The following is a 21,097-nucleotide window of genomic DNA, read 5'->3' on the forward strand; positions in this document are numbered from 1 at the left end:
AGAGGTTGACCGAGTTGGACATTCCCGAGGTGCCCTTCCCTCTGGAGGCCCATGGCCCGGACGGTGACTGGTCCTTCGAGGACGGTGTGCTGACCGGGCGGGCCGGTCCGCGTCAGGACCGGTTCGTGCCGCCCGACGGTGACGCACTGGAACCCGCCTCCGACGCGCCCCGGCTGCTCGGTGCGCCGCCCGCAGGGGACTTCCGGCTGATCGCCCGGGTCTCCGTGGGCTTCCGGGACGCGTTCGACGCCGGGGTGCTGTACGTCCATGTGGGCGAGCGGGACTGGGCCAAGCTCTGTCTGGAGTACTCCCCGGACGTGCCCACCGTGTGCACGGTGGTCACCCGGGGGCACTCCGACGACGTCAACTCCTTCACGGTGGACGGGGACTCGGTGTGGCTGCGGGTCAGCCGGACCGGGCGGGCCTTCGCCTTCCACGCCTCCCGGGACGGTGCGCGCTGGACCTTCGTCCGGTTCTTCACCCTGGGCGAGGAGAAGGAGACCGGTGCCGCGCTGGTCGGGTTCATGGCGCAGTCGCCGGTGGGGGAGGGGTGCGCGGTCAGGTTCGACCACATCGCGTTCAGGCCCGGCGGCCCGAGCGATCTGCGCGACGGCAGCTGAGGCGCGCGTGAGGCGGTGGGCTCGGGAATGAAACGGGCTGTTTGAACGTTCATATACCGTCTGGGGAGAGCCCCCGCGCCCGTACGAGCTGGAGAGAACCGAAGACATGCGCGTCGAGATCTGGAGCGACATCGCCTGCCCCTGGTGCTACGTGGGCAAGGCCCGCTTCGAGAAGGCGCTGGCTGCCTTCCCGCACCGCGACGAGGTCGAGGTGGTGCACCGCTCCTTCGAACTGGACCCGGGCCGCGCCAAGGGCGATGTGCAGCCGGTGATCACCATGCTGACCAGGAAGTACGGCATGAGCGAGGCGCAGGCCCAGGCCGGTGAGGACAACCTGGCCGCCCAGGCCGCCGCCGAGGGCCTGGACTACCGCACCCGGGACCGCGACCACGGCAACACCTTCGACATGCACCGCCTGCTGCACTTCGCCAAGGAGCAGGGCCGGCAGGACGAGCTGATCCAGATCTTCTACCGGGCGAACTTCGCCGAGGAGCGATCCGTCTTCACCGAGGGTGACGAACGCCTCGTGGAGCTGGCCGTCGAGGCCGGACTGGACGCCGACGCCGCCCGCGCGGTACTCGCCGACCCGGCCCGCTACGCCGACGAGGTCCGCGCCGACGAGCGCGAGGCCGCCCAGCTCGGCGCGAACGGCGTGCCGTTCTTCGTCCTCGACCGGACGTACGGCGTCTCCGGCGCCCAGCCCGCCGAGGTCTTCACCCAGGCGCTGACCCAGGCATGGGGCGAGCGCTCGCCGCTGAAGCTGGTCGAGCAGGGTGACGCCCAGGCGTGCGGGCCGGACGGGTGCGCGGTGCCTCAGCAGGGCTGAAAGGCGCAGGTCGGGGCGGTCGTATAAGCGCCGCTAAGAGGAACCACGTAAAAGTTCGCAATGGACGCGTAGTTCCCCGGGCCGCAGAGTGGACCCATGGAGACCACGGAGACGTTCGACCGCCTCGTCCGCGCCGAGTTCACCCCGAAGAGCATCTACCTCAACACCGCGAGCAACGGCCTGCTGCCGGCGCGCACCGTCGCCGCCCTCCAGGAGGCGGCGCTGCTGCGGGCCGAGGGCCGACCGCTGACCTCGCTGTACGAGGACGTGGAGACGAGCCGGGCCGCGTTCGCCCGGCTCGCCGGCGTCCCGGCCACCCGGGTCGCGGCGGGCGCCTCGGTCGCCGCGCACACCGGCGTGATCGCCGCCTCGCTCCCGGCGGGCGCCGAAGTCCTCACCGCCGAGGACGACTTCACCTCCGTGCTCAACCCCTTCCACGTGCGCGGCGACCTCAAGGTCCGCACGGTCCCGCTGGAGCGGATCGCCGAGTCCGTCCGGCCGGGCACCGCGCTCGTCGCGGTCAGCGCCGCCCAGTCCGCCGACGGCCGGATCGCCGACCTGCCCGCCCTGCGCGAGGCCGCCCGCGCCCACGGCGCCCGCACCTACGTCGACTTCTCCCAGGCCGCCGGCTGGCTGCCGGTGGAGGCGGACGCCTACGACTTCACGGCCAGCGTCTCCTTCAAGTGGCTGCTGGGCCCGCACGGCGCCGCCTTCCTCACCGTCCCCGAGGACCTCGGCGGGCTGACCCCGCTGCTCGCCGGCTGGGTCGCGGCCGAGCGGCCTTGGGACAGCTGCTACGGCCCGGTGGCCGAACTCGCCCGTTCCGCCCGGCGGTTCGATCTCACCCACGCCCTGTTCACCTTCGCGGGTCTGCGGCGCTCGCTGGAGCTGATCGAGGAACTCGGTGTGGACGCCGTCCACGCCCACGACCTCGCCCTCGCCGACCGGTTCCGCGCGGGTCTCGCCGGCCTCGGCCACGAGCCGGTGCCCGCACCCGGCTCGGCGATCGTCTCGGTGCCCGGACTCGGCTCCCGGCAGCCCGGGTTGAGCGCGGCGGGCATCGAGGTCTCCGATCGCGCGGGCAACCTGCGCGCGGCCTTCCACCTCTACAACACGGCCGCCGACGTGGACCGGCTGCTGGAGGCGCTGTCCGGCTGACACGACCGGGCCGGGACCCCGTCCCACACGGGAGGTCCCGGCCCGGTGATCGAGGGGCGGCTAGCGCACCGGAGTGAAGTCCCTCGCTCCGATGAACTCCGGCCGACGCACCGGCGCCGCGAACGGCTCCACCGCCGCGTTCTCCACGCTGTTGAACACGATGAAGACGTTGCTGCGCGGGAACGGCGTGATGTTGTCGCCGGAGCCGTGCATGGCGTTGCAGTCGAACCAGGTCGCCGAGCCGGCCTTGCCGGTGAACAGCCGGATGCCGTACTCGCTCGCCAGCGCGGTCAGCGCCTCGTCCGACGGCGTGCCCGCGTCCTGCATCTGGAGGGACTTCTTGTAGTTGTCCTTCGGGGTGGCACCGGCGCAGCCCAGGAACGTCCGGTGCGAACCCGGCATGATCATCAGGCCGCCGTTGGTGTCGTGGTTCTCGGTCAGCGCGATCGAGACGGACACCGTGCGCATGTTCGGCAGGCCGTCCTCGGCGTGCCAGGTCTCGAAGTCCGAGTGCCAGTAGAAGCCGCTCGCGCCGAAGCCCGGCTTGACGTTGATCCGGGACTGGTGGACGTACACGTCCGAGCCGAGGATCTGCCGGGCGCGGCCGACCACGCGCGGATCGCGCACCAGGTCCGCGAACACCTCGCTGATCCGGTGCACCTCGAAGACCGAGCGGATCTCCTTCGACTTGGGCTCCACGATCGAGCGCTCGTCGGCGCGGATCGCCGGGTCGGCGACCAGCCGGTCCAGCTCACGCTTGTAGACCTCGACCTCGTCCGGGCCGATCAGCTCGTCGACGGCGAGGAAGCCGTCCCGCTCGTACGCCTGGAGGTCGGCGTTCGGGAACGGGCCCGGGGTGTCCGGGGCGCCCCAGACGACGGGGTCCTGGCGGGGGACGGTCACCTCGGTGGTGCCGCGGGTCGGGTAGAGGTCCTTCACGGTGGCGGTGGTCATGGGCTCTCACACCTCCTCGGGCTCGGTGAGCAGCGGGTAGACGCCGTTCTCGTCGTGGTCCTCCCGGCCGGTGACCGGCGGGTTGAACACGCAGATGCAGTGGAAGTCCTCCTTGACGCGCAGCGTGTGCCGCTCGTGCCCGTCGAGGAGGTACATGGTGCCGGGGGTGATGGTGTACGTCTTCCCGGCCTCGTGGTCGGTGAGTTCGGCCTCGCCCTTGGTGCAGACGACGGCCTCGATGTGGTTGGCGTACCACATCGACGTCTCCGTCCCGGCGTACAGGATGGTCTCGTGCAGGGAGAAGCCGACGCGCTCCTTGGCGAGGACGATCCGCTTGCTCTCCCAGGTACCGGACTTCGCTCTGACGTGCCGGTCGGTGCCTTCGATGTCCTGGAACGAACGGACGATCATGGGGTGCACTTCCTCCTTGCTGGTCCTGCTAGGCGGTTTCTCGGACGGCGCGGGCCAGGACGCTGAGCCCTTCGTCCAGTTCCTCGCGCGTGATGGTCAGGGCGGGCAGCAGCTTGACGACCTCGCTCTCCGGGCCGGACGTCTCGATCAGCAGCCCGAGTTCGAAGGCGCGCCGGGCGACCCGGGAGGCCCGGGCCTTGTCGTGGAACTCCAGACCCCAGACGAGCCCGCGACCGCGGTACTCCTTCACGTCGGCGAGGTTCTCCTCGGTGATGGAGATCAAGGCCTGTTCGACCTGCTCACCGCGGCCGCGGGTCTGCTTCTCCATCGCGGAGCCGTCGGTCCAGTACGTCTCCAGCGCGGCGGTGGCGGTGACGAAGGCCGGGTTGTTGCCGCGGAAGGTGCCGTTGTGCTCGCCCGGCTCCCAGACGTCCAGCTCCGGCTTGAACAGGCAGAGCGACATGGGCAGGCCGTAGCCGCTGATCGACTTCGACACGGTGACGATGTCCGGCGTGATGCCGGCCTCCTCGAAGGAGAAGAACGCGCCGGTACGGCCGCAGCCCATCTGGATGTCGTCGACGATCAGCAGCATGTCCTGCCGCTCGCACAGCTCCTTCAGCGCACGCAGCCATTCGGGCCGGGCGACATTGATGCCGCCCTCGCCCTGCACGGTCTCCACGATCACGGCCGCGGGCTTGTTCAGACCGGAGCCCTGGTCCTCCAGCAGCCGCTCGAACCACAGGAAGTCCGGGACCGTGCCGTCGAAGTAGTTGTCGAAGGGCATCGGCGTGCCGTGCACCAGCGGAATGCCGGCACCGGCCCGCTTGAAGGCGTTGCCGGTCACGGCGAGGGAGCCCAGCGACATGCCGTGGAAGGCGTTGGTGAACGACACGATCGCCTCGCGGCCCTTCACCTTCCGCGCCAGCTTCAGCGCCGACTCCACGGCGTTGGTGCCCGTCGGCCCCGGGAACATGACCTTGTACGGCAGGTCGCGCGGGCGCAGGATCAGGTCCTGGAAGGTCTGGAGGAAGGTGCGTTTGGCCGTGGTCGACATGTCCAGGCCGTGGGTGACGCCGTCGCGTTCCAGATAGTCGATCAACGCCCGTTTGAGGACGGGGTTGTTGTGGCCGTAGTTGAGCGAGCCGGCGCCGGCGAAGAAGTCGAGGTACGCATGACCGTCCTCGTCGTACATCCGGCTGCCCCGCGCGCGGTCGAAGACGGTGGGCCAGCCGCGGCAGTAGCTGCGCACCTCGGACTCCAGGGTCTCGAAGACGCTGAGGTCGGGCTGGGTGATGGTCACGGTGAATCGCTCCTCAGTGGGCGGTGGAGTCGGTCAGCGGGCCGATGCGGTAGAGGACTTCGGGGTCGTGCGGGCCGTCCGTGAACAGTTCGGCGGGGAACAGCACCTCGCGGGTCACCTGTGCGCCGTGCCGCTCGGCGAACGAGGTGAACAGCCGCTCGGAGGCGGTGTTGCCGGGCGTGATGGTGGTCTCCATCCCGGTGATCCCGTGCTCGGCGACGAGCCGGGCGGTCAGCCCGTCCAGCAGCTTGGCGGCGATGCCGTGGCCCCGGTGGGCGGGGTCGACGGCCACCTGCCAGACGAGCAGGGTGCGGGGGCGGTCCGGCCGCAGGTATCCGGTGACGAAGCCGACCGGCTCCCCGTCCGCGCCGCGCGCCACCGCCGAGGTACCGGCGAAGTCCCGGCACCACAGCAGATAGCTGTAGGAGGAGTTCAGGTCGAGGGTTTTCGATTCCTTGGCGAGACGCCAGAGTGCGGCTCCGTCGGTCGTCGCCGGCCGTTCGATGAGCAGGTCTGCGGGTGCGGCAGTCATGCGGCACGAATTTAGCGAGGCGAATTCGAAAATGCACGGGACTGAGTACGGGGGCTCCGCGCCGAGTCGGTGAAATGTCTGATATGACCCGCATCAAATTGGTACAAATCGCAATCGCTGTGGAGTGTGTCACACGCTGTAAACCGCAGGAAACCCGTCGGCAAACTCCCCTGTTTAGCTCTGCAAAAAGCGGGCAGAAGAAGACGGGAAGCTATCGTCCGGAGAATTGGCGGAGTTTGTGAAAGTAATTGGAATTCGAGATGTGAAAACGGCCCGCGCGGTGTGCGCGAGCCGTTTTCGTTGCGTTCCGGCGTGATTACTGATCGCTGATTACCGCCAGGCGTTCTCCACGGCCCGGCGGGCGGCGGCCGGGTCCACCGGCACGCCCTGCTCGGCGAGTGCCGCGCCGAGCGCCGCCAGGGAGTTCCGGACCGCGCCCCGCGTCGCGTCGGGGCCGTAGTGGTTGACGCGGATCATCTCCCGGGCCAGGGCGCCGCCACCCGCGGCCAGCGGCAGCGCCGGGTCGGTCGCCAGGGCGCGGGCCACCAGGTCGGAGGCCACCACGCCGGACGGCACCCGGAGGGTCGTGGCGACCGGCGCCGCGTCCCGCTCCTCGTACACGTACGGCTCCAGGCCCCCGCCCAGCGCCACCGCGCCGGCCCGCGAGGCCAGCGCCGCCCGCCGGTGCCGGGCCATCACCGACTCCAGGCCCGCCGACTCGATCCGCTCCAGGCACGCCTCCAGCGCCAGCATCTCCAGCTGCGCCGGAGCGTGCGGCAGCACCTTGCGGCCGGCGTCGATCCAGCGGTCCTTCCAGTCCAGCAGGGAGAGGTAGGAGCGGCGCGGGGCGTTCGGGTTGGCGGCCATCCGGGCCCACGCCCGCTCGCTCACCGAGATCGCCGACACACCCGCCGGGCCGCCCATCGCCTTCTGCGCGCCGATCACGCACAGGTCCACGCCCCACGCGTCCGGCAGCACCGGCTCCGCGCCCACGGAGGCCACCGCGTCCAGATAGAAGAGGGCACCCTGCTCCCGCACCGCCTCGCCGATCTCCGCGACCGGGTTGGTGTTGCCGGTCGCCGCCTCGGCGTGCACCAGCGACACGAAATCGATCTCCGGGTGCTCGGCGAACGCCTCCCGGATCTGCCCGGCGGTCACCGCCGTGTGGAAGGGGACCGAGATGTCGTGCACCGTGGCACCGGCGTCGCGCAGCCAGTTGCCGAAGGTCTGCCCGTAGGGGCCCGTGATCACGTTCAGGGCCACCGTGCCGGGACCGGCCGCCGCGCGGATCGCGCCCTCCAGCGGCAGCAGTGCTTCGCCCTGGGTGATCAGGACGTCCTGGCGGGTGTCCAGCAACCGGGCCACCCCGTCCTCGATGGCGGCGAAGCGCTCGGCACTCAGCGGGGGCAGGTCGAGGAAGGGGTGGGTCACGGCGGTGCTCTCTTCGTTTCTCGGGGGCCGATTCCCTCGATCTTAGGTCGGGGGCCCGCATGGCCATGGGTTTGATTTGAGAGACTCAAACACTTCCTTATAATCGGAACCCTTAGTTCCCCGACAGGAGATCTCCCCCATGAAAACGCTCGTCGGGCGCCGGACCCGCCTTCTGGCCGCCACCACCGCGACCGCCGCACTCGTGCTCGTCGCGGCCAGCTGCTCCTCCAGCGACTCGGGGAGCGGCAAGACCACGGTCAAGGGCGTCCACCTGGTCAAGGGCGGTCAGCTGACCACCTGCACCCACCTGCCGTACCCGCCGTTCCAGTCGGAGGTGAACGGCAAGGTGCAGGGCTTCGACGTCTCCCTCATCGACCTCGTCGCCAAGGATCTCGGCGTCAAGCAGCAGATCCTCGACACCCCCTTCGAGAACTTCAAGACGGGCGCCTTCCTGAACTCGGGCGAGTGCGACCTGGCCGCCGCCGGCATGACCATCACCGCCGAGCGCAAGAAGAACGTCGACTTCTCCGACCCGTACTTCGAGGCCACCCAGGCCGTCCTCGTCGACAAGAACAGCGGGATCAACTCGCTCGCCGACGTCAAGGCCAAGGGCAAGAAGCTCGGCGCCCAGGCGCAGACCACCGGCGAGGACTACGTCAAGAGCAAGGGCTACGACCCGATCTCCTTCGAGTCCTCCGACGCCGTCCTCAACGGCCTGCGCACGGGCCAGGTCCAGGCCGTCGTCATCGACTTCCCGGTCGTCCAGGGCTGGCTGAAGGACAAGGCGAACGCGGACAAGTTCAAGGTCGTCGACAACCTCAAGACCGGTGAGCAGTACGGCTTCACCGTGAAGAAGGGCAACAAGCCGCTGCTCGACGCCATCAACAAGGCGATCAGGACCGCCAAGGCCGACGGCACCTACAAGAAGATCTACGAGCAGTGGATCGGCCCCTACGACGCCTCCGTCGCCTCTCCCGCCGCCTCATGACGGATACGGAGACGACCCTCCAGCCGAAGAAGAAGGGGCTGACCCGGCGTCAGAAGCGCAGTCTGTCGCGCGGCGTCCAGTACGCCGTCTTCGCCGCCGCCGTGATCGCCTTCGCGGTCACGGCCGACTGGGACCGGCTGCAGAACCAGTTCGCCCAGGCGGACATCGCGAAGCAGATGTTCCCGGACGTCATCACGCTGGCGCTGAAGAACACCGTGCTCTACACGCTGTCCGGCTTCGTCGTCGGACTCGTCCTCGGCATGGTCATCGCGCTGATGCGGCTGTCCTCCGTGGGCCCCTACCGCTGGCTGGCGGGCGTCTACATCGAGATCTTCCGCGGGCTGCCCGCCCTGCTGATCTTCATCTTCGTCGGCGTGGCCGTGCCGCTGGCGTTCCCGGGCACGGAGATCCCCGGCGGCACCTACGGCAAGGTCGCCCTCGCGCTCGGCCTGGTCTCGGCCGCGTACATGGCGGAGACCATCCGCGCCGGCATCCAGGCCGTGCCCAAGGGGCAGATGGAGGCGGCCCGTTCGCTCGGCTTCTCGCCCGCCAAGGCCATGGTCTCCATCATCGTCCCGCAGGCCTTCCGGATCATCCTGCCGCCGCTCACCAACGAACTCGTCCTGCTCTTCAAGGACTCCTCGCTGGTGCTGTTCCTCGGCGTCACACTGGAGGAGCGGGAACTGTCCAAGTTCGGCCGCGACCTCGCCAGCACGACCGCCAACTCCACGCCGATCCTGGTCGCGGGCCTGTGCTACCTGCTGGTCACCATCCCGCTCAGCTTCGTCGTCCGCCGTATGGAATCCAAGGCCCAGGAGGCGATCCGGTGAGCCGCCCGGAGATCGAGGTCCGCGGACTGCACAAGTCCTTCGGCGACAACGAGGTGCTGCGCGGCATCGACCTGGAGATCGGCCAGGGCGAGGTCGTCTGCGTCATCGGCCCCTCCGGCTCCGGCAAGTCGACGCTGCTGCGCTGCGTCAACCTGCTGGAGGAGCCCACCAAGGGCCAGGTCTTCGTCGGCGGCACCGAGGTGACCGACCCCGACGTCGACATCGACGCCGTGCGCCGTCGCATCGGCATGGTCTTCCAGCAGTTCAACCTCTTCCCGCACCTGAACGTCACCGAGAACCTCACGCTGCCGCAGCGCCGGGTCCTCGGGCGGGACAAGGAGACGGCCGCGCGCGTCGCCGCCGAGAACCTGGCCCGCGTCGGCCTCTCCGAGAAGGCGGACGCCTACCCGTCCTCCCTCTCCGGCGGCCAGCAGCAGCGCGTCGCCATCGCCCGCGCGCTCGCCATGGGCCCCGAGGTGATGCTCTTCGACGAGCCGACCTCCGCACTCGACCCGGAACTGGTCGGCGACGTCCTCGCCGTCATGCGCCGGCTCGCGCGGGAGGGCATGACGATGATGGTCGTCACCCACGAGATGACCTTCGCCCGCGAGGTGGCCGACCGGGTCGTCTTCATGGACGGCGGTGTGATCGTCGAGGACGGCACCCCGGACCGGGTGATCGGCGACCCGCAGCACGAGCGCACCCGGCACTTCCTCTCCCGGCTGCTCGACCCGGCGATGGCCGAGGTCGAGGAGGAGACCTCCGACCAGGTGGGGAAGTCCGAGGCGTAGGTCGTTAAGGTGCGAGCATGAGCGATGGTGCGGTGCTGCACGTGAGGGGCCGGGTCCTGGCCGGGCCGGACGACGTCCGTGACGAGCTGTGGGTGGTCGGGGGCCGTGTCTCCTACGACCGCCCCGCCGGGGCCCGTGACACCACCACCGTCGAGGGCTGGGCGCTGCCCGGCCTGGTCGACGCCCACTGCCACGTGGGGCTGGGTGCCGAGGGCCCGGTCGGCGCGGACACCGCCGAGAAGCAGGCGCTCACCGACCGCGAGGCGGGCACCCTGCTGCTCCGCGACGCGGGCTCGCCCTCCGACACCCGCTGGATCGACGACCGCGACGACCTCCCGAAGATCATCCGGGCGGGCCGGCACATCGCCCGCACCCGCCGCTACATCCGCAATTACGCCTGGGAGATCGAGCCGGACGACCTCGTCGCCTACGTCGCCCAGGAGGCCCGGCGCGGCGACGGCTGGGTCAAGCTGGTCGGCGACTGGATCGACCGCGACCTCGGCGACCTGGCCCCCTGCTGGCCCCGCGAGGCGGTGGAGGCGGCCATCGCCGAGGCCCACCGGCTCGGCGCCCGGGTCACCGCCCACTGCTTCGCCGAGAGCTCCCTGCGCGACCTGGTCGAGGCGGGCATCGACTGCATCGAGCACGCCACCGGTCTGACCGAGGACCTGATCCCGCTGTTCGCCGAGCGGGGCGTCGCGATCGTCCCGACCCTCGTCAACATCGCCACCTTCCCCAGGCTCGCGGACGGCGGCGACAAGAAGTACCCGCGCTGGTCCGCTCATATGCGCCGGCTGCACGAGCGGCGCTACGACACCGTGCGCGGCGCCTACGACGCCGGCATCCCGGTCTTCGTCGGCACGGACGCCGGCGGCACCCTGCCGCACGGGCTGGTCGCGGAGGAGGTCGCGGAACTGGTCGCCGCGGGCATCCCGCCGGTCGACGCGCTCGCCGCCACGAGCTGGGCCGCCCGCGCCTGGCTCGGCCGGCCCGGACTGGAGGAGGGCGCCCCGGCCGACCTGGTGGTGTACGAGACCGATCCCCGGGCGGACGTACGGGTGCTGGCGGCGCCCCGGCGGGTCGTGCTGAACGGACGGGTGGTCGAGTAGACGTTCCCGTGATCCCGTCGATTCCGCCCTGGAATCGAATCGGCGTGCGGAAAATCCACGTTTGAGTGAAGTAACCCTGGATCGCTGACCGTTCACCCACAGTGGGGACAAGGTTGACGTGTCCCAAGCATGTCCCGTCTGGGGGTCCCACCGCCTTGAACAGCAACAACTTCCGCATGCCCGCACGCCGTCTCACCGTCCTCGCGACGGCCGCGGCCCTCGCCTCGGCGCCCGTGGTCCTGGGGGGCGCGAGCGCCGCGCACGCGACCGGTGACCACGGTCGCGCCTCCGCCGTCGTCCTGCGCACCGGGCTCGACGTGTCCCTGCTCAACAAGACCGTGAACGTCCCGCTCGCGGTCTCCCTCAACGAGGTCCACGCACCGCAGAGCGCCGACCGGACCGCGCTGTCCGCGCGGCTCGACGGCGTGAACGGCGGCAAGCCGTTCACCGTCCTCGGCGCGGACGTCGCCCAGGCCAAGGCCACGGTGACCGCGCGGGGCGCCGAGGGCTCCGTCCGGGTCGCCCACGCCAAGGTGCACGTCCCCGGCCTGCCCCTGCTGTCCCTGATCGAGGCGGACGCGATCACCGCCAAGGCGACCTGCGAGGTCGGCAGGGCACCGGTCGCCTCCGCGAACGTCCTCGGCGCCGTCACCGTCCTCGGCAAGCGCGTCACCCTCACCGCCGGCGGCCCGGCCGAGGTGAAGGTGCCCGGCGTCGGCGAGGTCCGCCTCGACCTCTCCCAGCGGAGCACCACGACCCGTACGGCCGCCGCCACCGCTCTCGAACTCAAGGTCTCCGTCAACCCGTTGAAGCTGAACGTGGCCGACGTCGAGGGCACGGTCACCCTGGCCAAGGCCACCTGCGAGTCCCCGATGGCCCCGCCCACCGGGACCCCGGTCCCGAGCCACGACCCGGCCGGCGGGCCCCGCCCCCAGGGCGCCCCCGCCGAAGCGGGCCTCGCGGAGACCGGCGGCAGCTCGGCGACCCCGTACATCGCGGGCGGCGCACTCGCCCTGCTGCTGGCGGGCGGCGGAGCGGTGGCGGTGGCCCGACGCCGGAAGGGCTGAGGGAGCAGCCCGGCTGACGCCGGGGGGCCCGCGGCCGGGCGGGGGGCTGATCAGGGCCGATGCCGGTCACGCCCGTGGCGGGGTCCGGGCGGGGCGCGGGTGTGCGCGCCGACCGCCGGGTTCCGGGCGAGTGCGAGGGTGTGTTCTTCGCCGGGTTCCGGGTGAGGGGGGCCCGCTGGGTTCCGGGTCGCGCGGGTGCGTTCCCCGCCGGGGGAACGCGACCGACGGGGGCTCGCTCCGCCGGTCAGCGGCGGGCCACTCGCGGGCGGCCCTGGCCCAGGCCCGGGCCGGTCCCGGCGTTCCCCGGCCGGCCCGGCGTGCCCGGCGCTGCCCGGCCGCCCCGGCGCTGCCCGGCGACCCCGGCGTGCCGTGGCCGGTCTGGTCACCCCGGGTAGGGTGCCCTCTCCCGGCCGGCCCGGAGCGTGGACGCCCACCAGGCCAGTTGGTCCAGCAGGGTCTTGGCGTAGCCCGGGGCCCCGGGGTCGAGGGGCTCGCCGTCCTGCCACGCGGCGAAGTAGTTCGGGAAGGCCAGCCCGTCCCGGACGGTCACCGCGTGCAGTTCGGTCAGCACGTTCTCCAGGTGCAGCACGGCGTGCCGGCCACCGGCCGCGCCGCCGTAGCTGACGAAGGCGACGGGCTTCGCCGTCCACTGCGTGAAGTGCCAGTCGATGGCGGCCTTCAGGGAGGCCGGGTAGCTGTGGTTGTACTCCGGGGTGACGACGACGAACGCGTCGGCCTCCTCCAGGGCCGAGGTCAGCCTGGCCATCCCGGCGGGCCGGGGATAGTCGTCACCGGCGAACTTCGGCGAGGCCGCGGGCAGCGCCAACGGCAGGTCGATGTCGGCCAGATCGACGACGTCCACCTCGAACCCGCCGTGGGCGCGCGCCTGTTCTGCCACCCACGACCCCACGACCGGGCCGAACCGCCCCTCCCGGACACTTCCCACAATGATCAGCAACCTGTGCGTGGTGTTCTCCATGCCCACCACCTTCGGCCGCCCCGCACCCGGTGACCAGGCCGGGCGCAGGCTGGCCCCCGCAGGGCCACGCTGAGCCCTCCACCCGCGGCGGACGCCGCCCTATCCTCGCCCCATGGGCACACCATTGGGGGACTTCGTCCGGGCCAAGCGCGACAGCGTCCAGCCGGTGACGCTGGGGCTGCCGGAGCGAGGCCGCCGCCGGTCACCGGGCCTGCGCCGGCTGGACCTGGCCGCGCGGGCCGGCATCAGCGTCGAGTACCTGACGAGGATCGAGCAGGGCCGGGACCGCAACCCCTCGATCGCGGTGGTGAACGCCCTCGCCGACGCGCTCGGTCTCGACCCGGCCGAACGCGACCACCTGCGCTACCTCGCGAAGATCACCGGCGGCGAGTGCACCGCCCACAACCGCCCCGCCCCGGCCCGCCGGGACGTCCGGCCCCCGGTGCTGCGCACCCTGCGCCTGCTGGAGCCGGGCATCGCCGTGGTGACGAACCGGCTGGGCGACATCCTTGCCCACACCAGCGGCTACGCGGCGCTGACCGGTGGCACCGGGCTGCTCGACGCCGACGCCCCGAACCTCACGCGGTACGTCTTCACCGACCCGCGCGCCCGCGCGTTCTTCGCCGACTGGGACGCCGTCGCGGACGAGCAGGCCTTCGACCTGTGGCTCGGCCCGACCGTCGAGAACTCGGAATGGCTGACCGCCGAACTCGCGCCCGTGGCCGGTCCCGAGTTCACACGCCGCCTGAACCCGCATGTGGTGCCCCCGCGCGGAACGCTCCGGCTGAACCACCCGACGGGCCCCGAACTCCGCCTCGACCGCCAGACGCTGGACATCCCGGACGACGCCCAGCAGCTCGTGGTGTTCCTGGCGGCCGACGAGGAGACGGAACGCGCGGTGGAACGGCTCCGGGACCGCCCGAGGCTGCGGGCGATCTCCTGACAGAGCCTCTCAGCCGGCCGGGACGGGTGGGCCGGCGGGAAAGGGCAGGGCGGTCGACAGTGCCCGCAGGAAGCCGTTCACCGTCGCCCGGTCCCGCACGGCGACCCGCATCCAGTCCTCCCCGAGCCCCGGAAACGTGTCGCCCCGCCGCACCGCGTAACCGAGCTCCCGCAACCGCCGCCGTACCGCGTCGGCGCCCGGCATGCGCACCAGCACGAACGGCCCCTCGGCAGGCTCCACCACCCGCACTCCGCGAGCGGCGAACGCGGCCAGCCCGGTCACCAGATGGGCGCGGTCCCCGGCGATGCGATGCGCCGCGTGTCCCGCCTCCGCCAGCGCCCGCGGCGCCACACACGCCTCGGCGGCGGCCAGCGCCGGTGTCGACACCGGCCACAACGGCTGGGCCCGCTCCAGCTCGGCGATCACCTCGGGCCCGGCCAGGACGTACCCGATGCGCAGCCCGGCCAGCCCCCAGGTCTTGGTGAGGCTGCGCAGCACCACGAGCCCCGGTACACCGGTCCGCCCGGCCAGCGCCTCCCGCTCACCCGGCACCGCGTCCATGAACGCCTCGTCCACGACCAACGTGCGGCCCGGCCGGGCGAGTTCGACGATCGCCTCCGCCGGATGCAGCACCGACGTCGGATTCGTGGGGTTGCCGATCACCACCAGGTCGGCGTCCGCCGGCACGGCCGCCGGGTCCAGCCGGAACCCGTCCTCCTCCCGCAGCAGCACCCGGGTCACGGTGTGCCCGGCGTCCCGCAGCGCGGCCTCCGGCTCGGTGAACTGCGGGTGCACGACGGCCGGCCGGCTGACCTTCAGCGCGCGGGCGAGCAGGACGAACGCCTCCGCCGCCCCCGCCGTCAGCAGCACCCGCTCCACCGGCAGCCCGTGCCGCGCCGCCACCGCCGCCCGCGCGGCCCGCCCGTCCGGGTAGGCCGCGAGGGACGCCAGCGAGCCGGCGATCTCCTCCCGCAGCCACGGCGGGGGCGTGTCCGCGCGGACGTTGACGGCGAGGTCGGTCAACGCGGCCCCGTCGTCCCGCACTTCGGCGTCCCCGTGGTGCCGCAGATCGGGCCCGGACCCGCCGGTCGCCTCAGTGCGCATGGCTGTGCGAGTGCCCCCCGTGATGGTGGTGCCCATGACCGTGCCCGTGGTGGTGGTCGTCGTCGTCCGGGTGGAAGTGCGGCTGCTGCGGCAGCCCGACCTTGTCCTCGAAGCCCGGCAGCGCGATCCGGTACACGCACGAGTCGCAGTTCATGCGCAGGTCGCCCTTGACGGCCTCCTCGTACCGCTCCATCACCAGGTCCAGCAGCTCCGGCTCGGGCCCGATGACATCGGCCGACCGCACCTCGGTCTCCGGGTGCGCGGCGGCCCACCCCTCGGTCTGCTGCCGCACCCGGTCCGGCAGGATGCCGGTGAAGAGGAAGTAGGGGAGTACGACGATCCGCCGCGCCCCCAGCGCCGCGCACCGGTCCAGCCCGCTCGGCACGTCCGGCGCCGCGAGCGACACGAACGCCGTCTCCACCCCGGCGTACCCACGGCCCTCCCACAGCAGCCGCGCAGCCTTGAACACCTCCGCGTTGGCGTCGGGGTCGGTCGAGCCGCGCCCGACCAGCAGCACGGTGACGTCGGCCCGGTCCTGCGGGGTGCGGGCGGCGGAGCCGAGCGCCTCGTCCAGCCGCCGCTCCAGCACGTTCAGCAGCGCCGGGTGCGGACCCAGCGGGCGGCCGTAGGTGTACGAGATGCCGGGGTGCCGCTCCTTCTCCCGGGCGAGCGCGGCCGGGATGTCGCCCTTGGCGTGCCCGGCGGACACCAGCATCAGCGGCACGGCGGCGAACCGGCGTACGCCCTGCTCGACCAGCTCGGTGACGGCCTCGCCCAGCGGCGGCGGGGACAGTTCGATGAAGCCGCCGGCGACGGGCAGTTCGGGGTGGCGGCGCCCCAGCTCCCGGACGAAGTCGCGGAACGCCTCGGCTCCGGCGTCGTCACGGGTGCCGTGTCCGGCGATGAGCAGGGCGGGCGGGGTGGTCACGCGTTCTCCTCGGAGTGTGAAGCGGGGTGGTACAGCAGGGCGTTGAGCGCGGCGGACGCGACCGCCGACCCGCCCTTCTCGGACACGTTGCTCACGGCGGGCAGGCCGCTCGCCCGCAACGCGGCCTTGGACTCGACCGCGCCGACGAAGCCGACGGGCAGTCCGATGACGAGGGCCGGGGCGGCGTCCAGGGTCAGCAGCTCCTCCAGCGCGGTCGGCGCGTTGCCGATCACCCAGAGGGCACCGGGACCGACCTGCTCGTACGCGAGCCGGATCGCGTGCGCCGAACGGGTCAGACCCGGCCCGCCCACGGCGTCCGCGAGCCGGCAGACGGTCTTTCGCCGGGTGATCCCGGCGGCCACCATCTCGACGTCCACGACCACCGGCGCCCCGGCGTGCAGCGCCGCGTGCGCCCGCACCAACTCGCCCTCGTCCATGACGAGGTCGTTCGCGTACTCGAGGTCCGCGGCGGAGTGGACGACCCGCTCCACCACCGCCCGGGTCAGCGGCGGGAAGTGCGAGGTGTCCAGGCGGGCGCGCAGCCGCCGGTAGGACTCCTGCTCGATCGGGTGGACGACGCGGTTCACTTCGGGTCCTCCTGCCAGCGGTAGCCGCGCGGCGTCACCATGCGCCCCGCGATCCGACGGGTCGCCGTGTTGCCCACGGTGACGACCGTCATCATGTCGACCGTCGCCGGGTCCAGTGCGGCGAGCGTGGTGACCCGGCCGGACTCGTCCGGCCGGGAGGCGTTGCGGACGACGCCGACCGGCGTCGTCGGCTCCCGGTGCCCGGCGAGGATCGACAGCGCCTTGGGAAGCTGCCAGTCGCGGCCCCGGGAGCGCGGGTTGTAGAAGGTGACGACGAGGTCCGACTCGGCCGCCGCGCGCACCCGGCGCTCGATGACCTCCCACGGCGTGTGCAGGTCGGACAGGCTGATGGACACGTGGTCGTGGCCCAGCGGCGCGCCCAGGATCGCCCCGGCGGCCAGCGCGGCCGTCACCCCGGGCACCCCGACGACGTCGATGTCGTCGGAGGCCTCCGCGAGCGCCGGGGAGGCCATGGCGTACACGCCCGCGTCCCCGCTGCCGATCAGCGCCACCGCGTGCCCCTTCCGGGCCTGTGCGACCGCCGTCCGGGCCCGCTCCTCCTCCGCGCCGAGCCCCGACTCCAGCACCCGGGTGCCGGGCCGCAGCAGATCGCGGATCTGGTCCACGTACTGGTCGAGCCCGACCAGTACCGACGCCCGCCGCAGCTCGGCCGCCGCGCGCGGGGTGAGCAGGTCCCGGGCGCCCGGCCCCAGCCCGACCACCGCGAGCCGCCCGCGCGCGGGCCGCCGCACCACGGCACAGGTCGCCATGGCGGGCTTCCCGGCCGACTTCTTCTTCGGGACGAGGAGTTCACCGCCCCGGACCAGCGCGGCGGCCTCCGCCACCGACGGGGTGCCGACGGCCGCGAGCGGCGCGTCCGACGGGTTGGGCACCTCGACCGCCGCCAACTCCTCGGCGGAGTACGTCACCAGGGGCACCCCGAGCCGTTCGGCGGCGGCCACGATGCCCGGCTCCTGCGCCTTGGCGTCCACGGTGGCCAGCTCGGCGAGCGACCGAGGCGAGAGCCCCGCATCCCGCAGCGCCTCCTCGACCAGACCGAGGACCTCCTCGACCGGCGCACCCTTCGACGCGCCGACCCCGACGACCAGCGACGGCGGCCTGAGCAGCACCTCCCGCTCGCCCGGCGCGACGGCCCGGTCGGTCACCCGGATCGTGTACGACCCCTGGGGCGCGACCGGCAGCGGCGGCAGCGGCCAGGCCACCTCCGCCTCCAGCGCGACCGGTTCGCCGTCCAGCAGCGCCCGGGAGACGGCCGCGACCGACCCCTCGTACGGCAGGCCGAGCGTGTCCAGGCCCGGCAGCCCGACGGCGTCCGTCGCGGTCGTCACCACCGGCTCGGCGCCCAGCACCTCACCCACCTCGCGGGCGAGCGCGTTGGCGCCGCCGCCGTGCCCGCCGAGCAGCGACACCGCGAACCGGCCGCCCTCGTCCACGCACACCACGCCCGGGTCGGCCGCCTTTCCGGCGAGCAGCGGCGCGAGCAGCCGCACCACCGCCCCGGTCGCCAGGAAGCACACCAGCTGCTCGCACTCCGCGAACGCGGCCCGTACCGCCTCCCCGACGGGACCCTCGTAGACGCGCGTACGCTCCGGCCAGGCCGCGGCCAGCCGGTCCCGCGCCGCCGCCCCCGCCGCGGTGGCGGAAATCAGGCCGATCACTGGACTACTCCTTCACTAGACGCCGGGGTTCTCACGCCCCACAGCAGAAACACAGGATTGGTGGCCGCGAGCCGGCTCACGTCCCCCGGCAGCGGCGCGAGGCGCGACGACTGCACCAGCACGCCGTCGCAGGTGAACCCGGCGTCCGTCAGCGCCGCGCGCGCCGCGGGCACCCGGTCCAGCGCGGCCATGGCGACCACGACCGTCCGCCGGGCCCGCCGCGCGCACGCGCTCACCACGGCGGGCAGCTCCCGGCCCCCGCCACCGACGAACACCGCGTCGGGATCACCGGCCAGCCCCTCCAGGGCCTCCGGCGCCGAGCCGTGCACCACGTCCACGTCGACGCCGTGGGCGTCCGCGTTGGCACGGACGCGTGCCACCCCGTCCGGGGTCTTCTCCACGGCGACGACCGCGGCGCCGAACCGTGCGCACTCCACCGCGACCGAGCCCGACCCCGCGCCCACGTCCCACACCAGGTCGCCCAGGCGCGGCCCCAGCCGGGCCAGGGCCAGCGCCCGCACCTCGAACTTGGTGATCATCGAGTCCCGGTGCGCGAACGCGTCCTCCTCCAGGGCCCACCGGTCCGGCGCCCCGGGCACCCCGGCCACCGTCCGCACCGCACCGAGCGCCCGCGCCTCGTCCAGGCACAGCACCACGCTCACCGCCGTACCCCAGTCCCGGGCCGCCGCCTCGGCGGCGGTCACCCGCTCCACGCGCTCGCGCCCCGGATCGCCGAGCGCGCTCGCGACCACCAGGGTCCGGTCACCGGGGAGCGCGGCCCCCAGCTCGGCGGGACTGGCGCCCGGCCCGGTCAGCACGGCCACCTTCGGCCGCGCCCGGCACACGTTCACCGCCGTCCGCAGCTCCCGGCCGTGCGCGCTGACCACGACCGCGTCGTCCCAGGGCAGCCCGATCCGGGCGAACGCGGTGGCCACCGAGGACACCCCCGGCCGCACGTCCAGCAGCCCGGGCCCGAACCGCTCGGCCAGCGCCCGCACGATCCCGAAGAACCCCGGGTCCCCGGACGCCAGCACGACCACCGGCAGCTCCTTGCCGACGTACCCGGCGATGGTGTCCAGCGCCGGCGCCAGCGGACCGAGGACCACCCGCTCCGCGCCCTCGGGCAGCCGTGCGGCGTCCAGGTGCCGCCGCCCGCCGACGACCAGCGCGGCCCCGGTCAGGACGTCCTCGGGCACCGGCGTCCCGGTCCCCGTACCGACGACCGTGATCAACTCTTCGTCCTCTGCTCGCGCAGCGCCCGCCGCGCCTCGGGGTCGGCCTTCCGGTAGCCGTGGAAGTGACCCGGGTGGTACAGGTGCGAACGCGTCCCGTGCGCGTCCAGCGCCGGGCCGACCAGGAACAGCGTGTGCTTCCAGAGCTTGTGCTCCTTGACCGTCTCCTCCAGCGTGCCGATCGTGCACTTCACGACCAGTTCCTCCGGCCAGGTCGCCTGGTAGGCGATCACCACCGGTGTGCTCGTCGGGTAGCCGCCCTCCAGCAGCTCCCGCACGAGCTGCCCGCTGCGCGCCGCCGACAGGAAGATCGCCATGGTGGTGCCGTGGCGGGCGAACTCGCGCACCTCCTCACCGGGCGGCATCGGCGTCTTGCCCCCGCCCAGCCGGGTCAGCACCACGGACTGCGCGACCTCGGGAATCGTCAGCTCGCGCTGAGCCAGCGCGGCCACCGCGGAGAAGGAGGACACGCCCGGGACGACCTCGGTCGCGATGCCGATCTCCCGGCAGCGGTCCAGCTGCTCCTGCGTGCCGCCCCACAGGGCCGGGTCGCCGGAGTGGATACGGGCCACCTCGAGCCCCTCCTCGAACGCACGTCGGTACACCGCGACGACGTCCTCCAGCGACATGGCCGCCGAGTCCAGGATCTCGGCGTCCTCGCGGGCGTGTTCGAGGACCTCCGCCTGGACCAGGCTCGCCGCCCAGATCACGACGTCGGCCTCGGCGATGGCCCGCGCGGCACGGAACGTCAGCAGATCGGCGGCGCCGGGGCCGGCACCGACGAAGGTCACCTTGCCGGTGGGGGCATCGGCCATGGGAATCGGTCCTCTCCTACGAGTACTGCGGTTGTGGCTGTCGGACGTGCGGGAACGCGCGTCGATCGGATAGCAAGGGCCTATGGCGGTCTTCGTCGCGCTCGGCGCGTTCCTGATGACGCTGGCCGGCGGCTGGACGGCACAGCGCGTGACCGACCGCCGCCATCTGGTGCTGGGCCTGGCCGGCGGGCTGATGCTCGGCGTGGTCGGCCTGGACCTGCTGCCGGAGGCGCTCCGGGCGGCGGGCGACGAGGTCCACGGCGTCCCGGCCGCGCTCCTGCTGTTCCTGGCCGGCTTCCTCCTCGCCCATCTGGTGGAACGCCTGCTGGCGGCCCGCCGCGCCGCCCACGGCGCCGCCGAACACAATCACCGGGCCCCCGAGGTGGGCCTGACGGCGGCCGCGGCGATGGTGGGGCACAGCCTGATGGACGGCGTGGCGATCGGCGCGTCCTTCCAGGTGGGCGGCGGCATGGGCACCGCGGTCGCGCTCGCCGTCATCGCCCACGACTTCGCGGACGGCTTCAACACCTTCACCCTCACCAGCCTGTACGGCAACGCCCGCCGCAAGGCCCTCGCCATGCTCTTCGCGGACGCCGTCGCACCCGTCGCCGGAGCCGCCGCGTCGGCGTTCATCACCATTCCGGAGCGCGTCCTCGGCGGCTATCTCGGCCTGTTCGCCGGCGCACTGCTGTACCTCGCCGCGGCGGAGATCCTCCCCGAGGCCCACCATGAGCACCCCGCCCGTTCGACCCTGCTGTGCACGGTCGCGGGCGCGGCCTTCATCTGGCTGGTGGTGGGCGTCACGGGGTGACC

At 72.7% G+C, this 21,097-nt stretch carries 22 protein-coding genes; 10 read left to right on the forward strand and 12 right to left on the reverse strand.

The window, feature by feature from the left end:
- Nucleotides 1-14 precede the first annotated feature (14 nt).
- The 3 genes from OO52_RS08295 (at nt 15) to OO52_RS08305 (ending at nt 2,604) form a co-directional block, all read left to right on the forward strand.
- Nucleotides 15-620, forward strand: coding sequence for a DUF1349 domain-containing protein (locus tag OO52_RS08295; protein ID WP_030642550.1), 606 nt, complete (start codon nt 15-17; stop codon nt 618-620).
- Between the two features lie 106 nt (nt 621-726).
- Nucleotides 727-1,446 carry a DsbA family oxidoreductase gene (locus OO52_RS08300; protein ID WP_030642552.1) on the forward strand — a complete coding sequence of 240 codons (720 nt, stop codon included), beginning with the start codon at nt 727-729 and terminating at the stop codon, nt 1,444-1,446.
- Between the two features lie 96 nt (nt 1,447-1,542).
- A complete protein-coding gene (locus tag OO52_RS08305; RefSeq protein WP_030642554.1) occupies nt 1,543-2,604 on the forward strand; it encodes an aminotransferase class V-fold PLP-dependent enzyme in 1,062 nt (353 codons plus the stop codon).
- Between the two features lie 60 nt (nt 2,605-2,664).
- Here OO52_RS08305 and thpD read toward each other — a convergent pair whose 3' ends face one another.
- The 5 genes from thpD to OO52_RS08330 form a co-directional block, all read right to left on the reverse strand.
- On the reverse strand, nt 2,665-3,558 hold the full coding sequence (gene thpD, locus OO52_RS08310) for an ectoine hydroxylase (RefSeq protein ID WP_030642555.1): 894 nt from the start codon (nt 3,556-3,558) through the stop codon (nt 2,665-2,667).
- Nucleotides 3,559-3,564: 6 nt separating this feature from the next.
- Nucleotides 3,565-3,969: an ectoine synthase gene (locus OO52_RS08315; RefSeq protein WP_030642556.1), complete on the reverse strand. Its 405-nt coding sequence runs from the start codon at nt 3,967-3,969 to the stop codon at nt 3,565-3,567.
- A gap of 28 nt (nt 3,970-3,997) precedes the next feature.
- The gene (gene ectB / locus OO52_RS08320) at nt 3,998-5,269 is read right to left on the reverse strand and encodes a diaminobutyrate--2-oxoglutarate transaminase (protein WP_030642557.1); all 1,272 of its coding nucleotides are present in this window, start codon (nt 5,267-5,269) and stop codon (nt 3,998-4,000) included.
- 13 nt (nt 5,270-5,282) lie between these two features.
- A complete protein-coding gene (gene ectA / locus OO52_RS08325; RefSeq protein ID WP_030642558.1) occupies nt 5,283-5,801 on the reverse strand; it encodes a diaminobutyrate acetyltransferase in 519 nt (172 codons plus the stop codon).
- Between the two features lie 330 nt (nt 5,802-6,131).
- Nucleotides 6,132-7,232, reverse strand: a complete 1,101-nt coding sequence (locus tag OO52_RS08330; RefSeq protein ID WP_030642559.1) for a pyridoxal-phosphate-dependent aminotransferase family protein — start codon at nt 7,230-7,232, stop codon at nt 6,132-6,134.
- Between the two features lie 139 nt (nt 7,233-7,371).
- Here OO52_RS08330 and OO52_RS08335 point away from each other — a divergent pair, with 139 nt between their 5' ends.
- From OO52_RS08335 to OO52_RS08355, 5 genes are all read left to right on the forward strand, one after another.
- Nucleotides 7,372-8,220: a transporter substrate-binding domain-containing protein gene (locus OO52_RS08335; RefSeq protein ID WP_030642560.1), complete on the forward strand. Its 849-nt coding sequence runs from the start codon at nt 7,372-7,374 to the stop codon at nt 8,218-8,220.
- Nucleotides 8,217-9,050: an amino acid ABC transporter permease gene (locus OO52_RS08340; RefSeq protein ID WP_030642561.1), complete on the forward strand. Its 834-nt coding sequence runs from the start codon at nt 8,217-8,219 to the stop codon at nt 9,048-9,050. The genes OO52_RS08335 and OO52_RS08340 overlap by 4 nt, the downstream gene beginning before the upstream one ends.
- Nucleotides 9,047-9,841, forward strand: coding sequence for an amino acid ABC transporter ATP-binding protein (locus OO52_RS08345; RefSeq protein WP_030642562.1), 795 nt, complete (start codon nt 9,047-9,049; stop codon nt 9,839-9,841). Before OO52_RS08340 ends, OO52_RS08345 begins: the two co-directional genes overlap by 4 nt.
- Before the next feature lie 17 nt (nt 9,842-9,858).
- Complete coding sequence (locus OO52_RS08350) at nt 9,859-10,950, forward strand: amidohydrolase family protein (RefSeq protein ID WP_030642563.1); 1,092 nt, start codon at nt 9,859-9,861, stop codon at nt 10,948-10,950.
- 155 nt (nt 10,951-11,105) lie between these two features.
- Nucleotides 11,106-12,017 (forward strand): SCO1860 family LAETG-anchored protein, encoded by a 912-nt coding sequence (locus OO52_RS08355; RefSeq protein ID WP_030642564.1) that lies wholly within the window; start codon nt 11,106-11,108, stop codon nt 12,015-12,017.
- Between the two features lie 382 nt (nt 12,018-12,399).
- On the opposite strand, the gene OO52_RS08360 is transcribed toward OO52_RS08355, so the two are convergent.
- Nucleotides 12,400-12,996, reverse strand: coding sequence for an NADPH-dependent FMN reductase (locus OO52_RS08360; protein WP_030642565.1), 597 nt, complete (start codon nt 12,994-12,996; stop codon nt 12,400-12,402).
- 112 nt (nt 12,997-13,108) lie between these two features.
- On the opposite strand from OO52_RS08360, the gene OO52_RS08365 reads away from it, so the two are divergent.
- Complete coding sequence (locus OO52_RS08365; protein ID WP_030642566.1) at nt 13,109-13,939, forward strand: helix-turn-helix domain-containing protein; 831 nt, start codon at nt 13,109-13,111, stop codon at nt 13,937-13,939.
- 9 nt (nt 13,940-13,948) lie between these two features.
- Here the strand turns inward: OO52_RS08365 and cobC are convergent, their stop codons facing one another.
- The 6 genes from cobC to cobM are packed head-to-tail and all read right to left on the reverse strand — an operon-like array spanning nt 13,949 to nt 20,284.
- Nucleotides 13,949-15,043: an Rv2231c family pyridoxal phosphate-dependent protein CobC gene (gene cobC, locus OO52_RS08370; RefSeq protein ID WP_030642567.1), complete on the reverse strand. Its 1,095-nt coding sequence runs from the start codon at nt 15,041-15,043 to the stop codon at nt 13,949-13,951.
- On the reverse strand, nt 15,033-15,971 hold the full coding sequence (locus OO52_RS08375; RefSeq protein ID WP_030642568.1) for a sirohydrochlorin chelatase: 939 nt from the start codon (nt 15,969-15,971) through the stop codon (nt 15,033-15,035). Before OO52_RS08375 ends, cobC begins: the two co-directional genes overlap by 11 nt.
- Nucleotides 15,968-16,558: a precorrin-8X methylmutase gene (locus OO52_RS08380; protein ID WP_030642570.1), complete on the reverse strand. Its 591-nt coding sequence runs from the start codon at nt 16,556-16,558 to the stop codon at nt 15,968-15,970. Before OO52_RS08380 ends, OO52_RS08375 begins: the two co-directional genes overlap by 4 nt.
- Nucleotides 16,555-18,237: a precorrin-3B C(17)-methyltransferase gene (cobJ, locus tag OO52_RS08385; RefSeq protein ID WP_030642572.1), complete on the reverse strand. Its 1,683-nt coding sequence runs from the start codon at nt 18,235-18,237 to the stop codon at nt 16,555-16,557. The genes OO52_RS08380 and cobJ overlap by 4 nt, the downstream gene beginning before the upstream one ends.
- On the reverse strand, nt 18,234-19,469 hold the full coding sequence (locus tag OO52_RS08390) for a bifunctional cobalt-precorrin-7 (C(5))-methyltransferase/cobalt-precorrin-6B (C(15))-methyltransferase (protein WP_030642574.1): 1,236 nt from the start codon (nt 19,467-19,469) through the stop codon (nt 18,234-18,236). Before OO52_RS08390 ends, cobJ begins: the two co-directional genes overlap by 4 nt.
- The gene (gene cobM, locus OO52_RS08395; protein ID WP_030642576.1) at nt 19,466-20,284 is read right to left on the reverse strand and encodes a precorrin-4 C(11)-methyltransferase; all 819 of its coding nucleotides are present in this window, start codon (nt 20,282-20,284) and stop codon (nt 19,466-19,468) included. The genes OO52_RS08390 and cobM overlap by 4 nt, the downstream gene beginning before the upstream one ends.
- Nucleotides 20,285-20,366: 82 nt before the next feature.
- Between cobM and OO52_RS08400 the strand changes: the two genes are divergently transcribed.
- Entirely contained in the window at nt 20,367-21,095 is a 729-nt protein-coding gene (locus OO52_RS08400) for a ZIP family metal transporter (RefSeq protein ID WP_030642579.1), read from the forward strand.
- Nucleotides 21,096-21,097: the final 2 nt, after the last annotated feature.

This window comes from Streptomyces flaveolus, from assembly GCF_000716535.1.
GTDB lineage: Bacteria > Actinomycetota > Actinomycetes > Streptomycetales > Streptomycetaceae > Streptomyces > Streptomyces flaveolus_A.

Bases quoted from the DNA above. Each gene is read 5' to 3' on its own strand.
- OO52_RS08340 (WP_030642561.1), top strand. From the start codon at position 8,217: ATGACGGATACGGAGACGACCCTCCAGCCGAAGAAGAAGGGGCTGACC.
- OO52_RS08400 (WP_030642579.1), top strand. From the start codon at position 20,367: ATGGCGGTCTTCGTCGCGCTCGGCGCGTTCCTGATGACGCTGGCCGGC.
- OO52_RS08365 (WP_030642566.1), top strand. From the start codon at position 13,109: ATGGGCACACCATTGGGGGACTTCGTCCGGGCCAAGCGCGACAGCGTC.
- cobM (WP_030642576.1), bottom strand. From the start codon at position 20,284: ATGGCCGATGCCCCCACCGGCAAGGTGACCTTCGTCGGTGCCGGCCCC.
- OO52_RS08350 (WP_030642563.1), top strand. From the start codon at position 9,859: ATGAGCGATGGTGCGGTGCTGCACGTGAGGGGCCGGGTCCTGGCCGGG.
- cobC (WP_030642567.1), bottom strand. From the start codon at position 15,043: ATGCGCACTGAGGCGACCGGCGGGTCCGGGCCCGATCTGCGGCACCAC.
- thpD (WP_030642555.1), bottom strand. From the start codon at position 3,558: ATGACCACCGCCACCGTGAAGGACCTCTACCCGACCCGCGGCACCACC.
- OO52_RS08305 (WP_030642554.1), top strand. From the start codon at position 1,543: ATGGAGACCACGGAGACGTTCGACCGCCTCGTCCGCGCCGAGTTCACC.
- OO52_RS08335 (WP_030642560.1), top strand. From the start codon at position 7,372: ATGAAAACGCTCGTCGGGCGCCGGACCCGCCTTCTGGCCGCCACCACC.
- OO52_RS08315 (WP_030642556.1), bottom strand. From the start codon at position 3,969: ATGATCGTCCGTTCGTTCCAGGACATCGAAGGCACCGACCGGCACGTC.
- OO52_RS08360 (WP_030642565.1), bottom strand. From the start codon at position 12,996: ATGGAGAACACCACGCACAGGTTGCTGATCATTGTGGGAAGTGTCCGG.
- OO52_RS08300 (WP_030642552.1), top strand. From the start codon at position 727: ATGCGCGTCGAGATCTGGAGCGACATCGCCTGCCCCTGGTGCTACGTG.
- ectA (WP_030642558.1), bottom strand. From the start codon at position 5,801: ATGACTGCCGCACCCGCAGACCTGCTCATCGAACGGCCGGCGACGACC.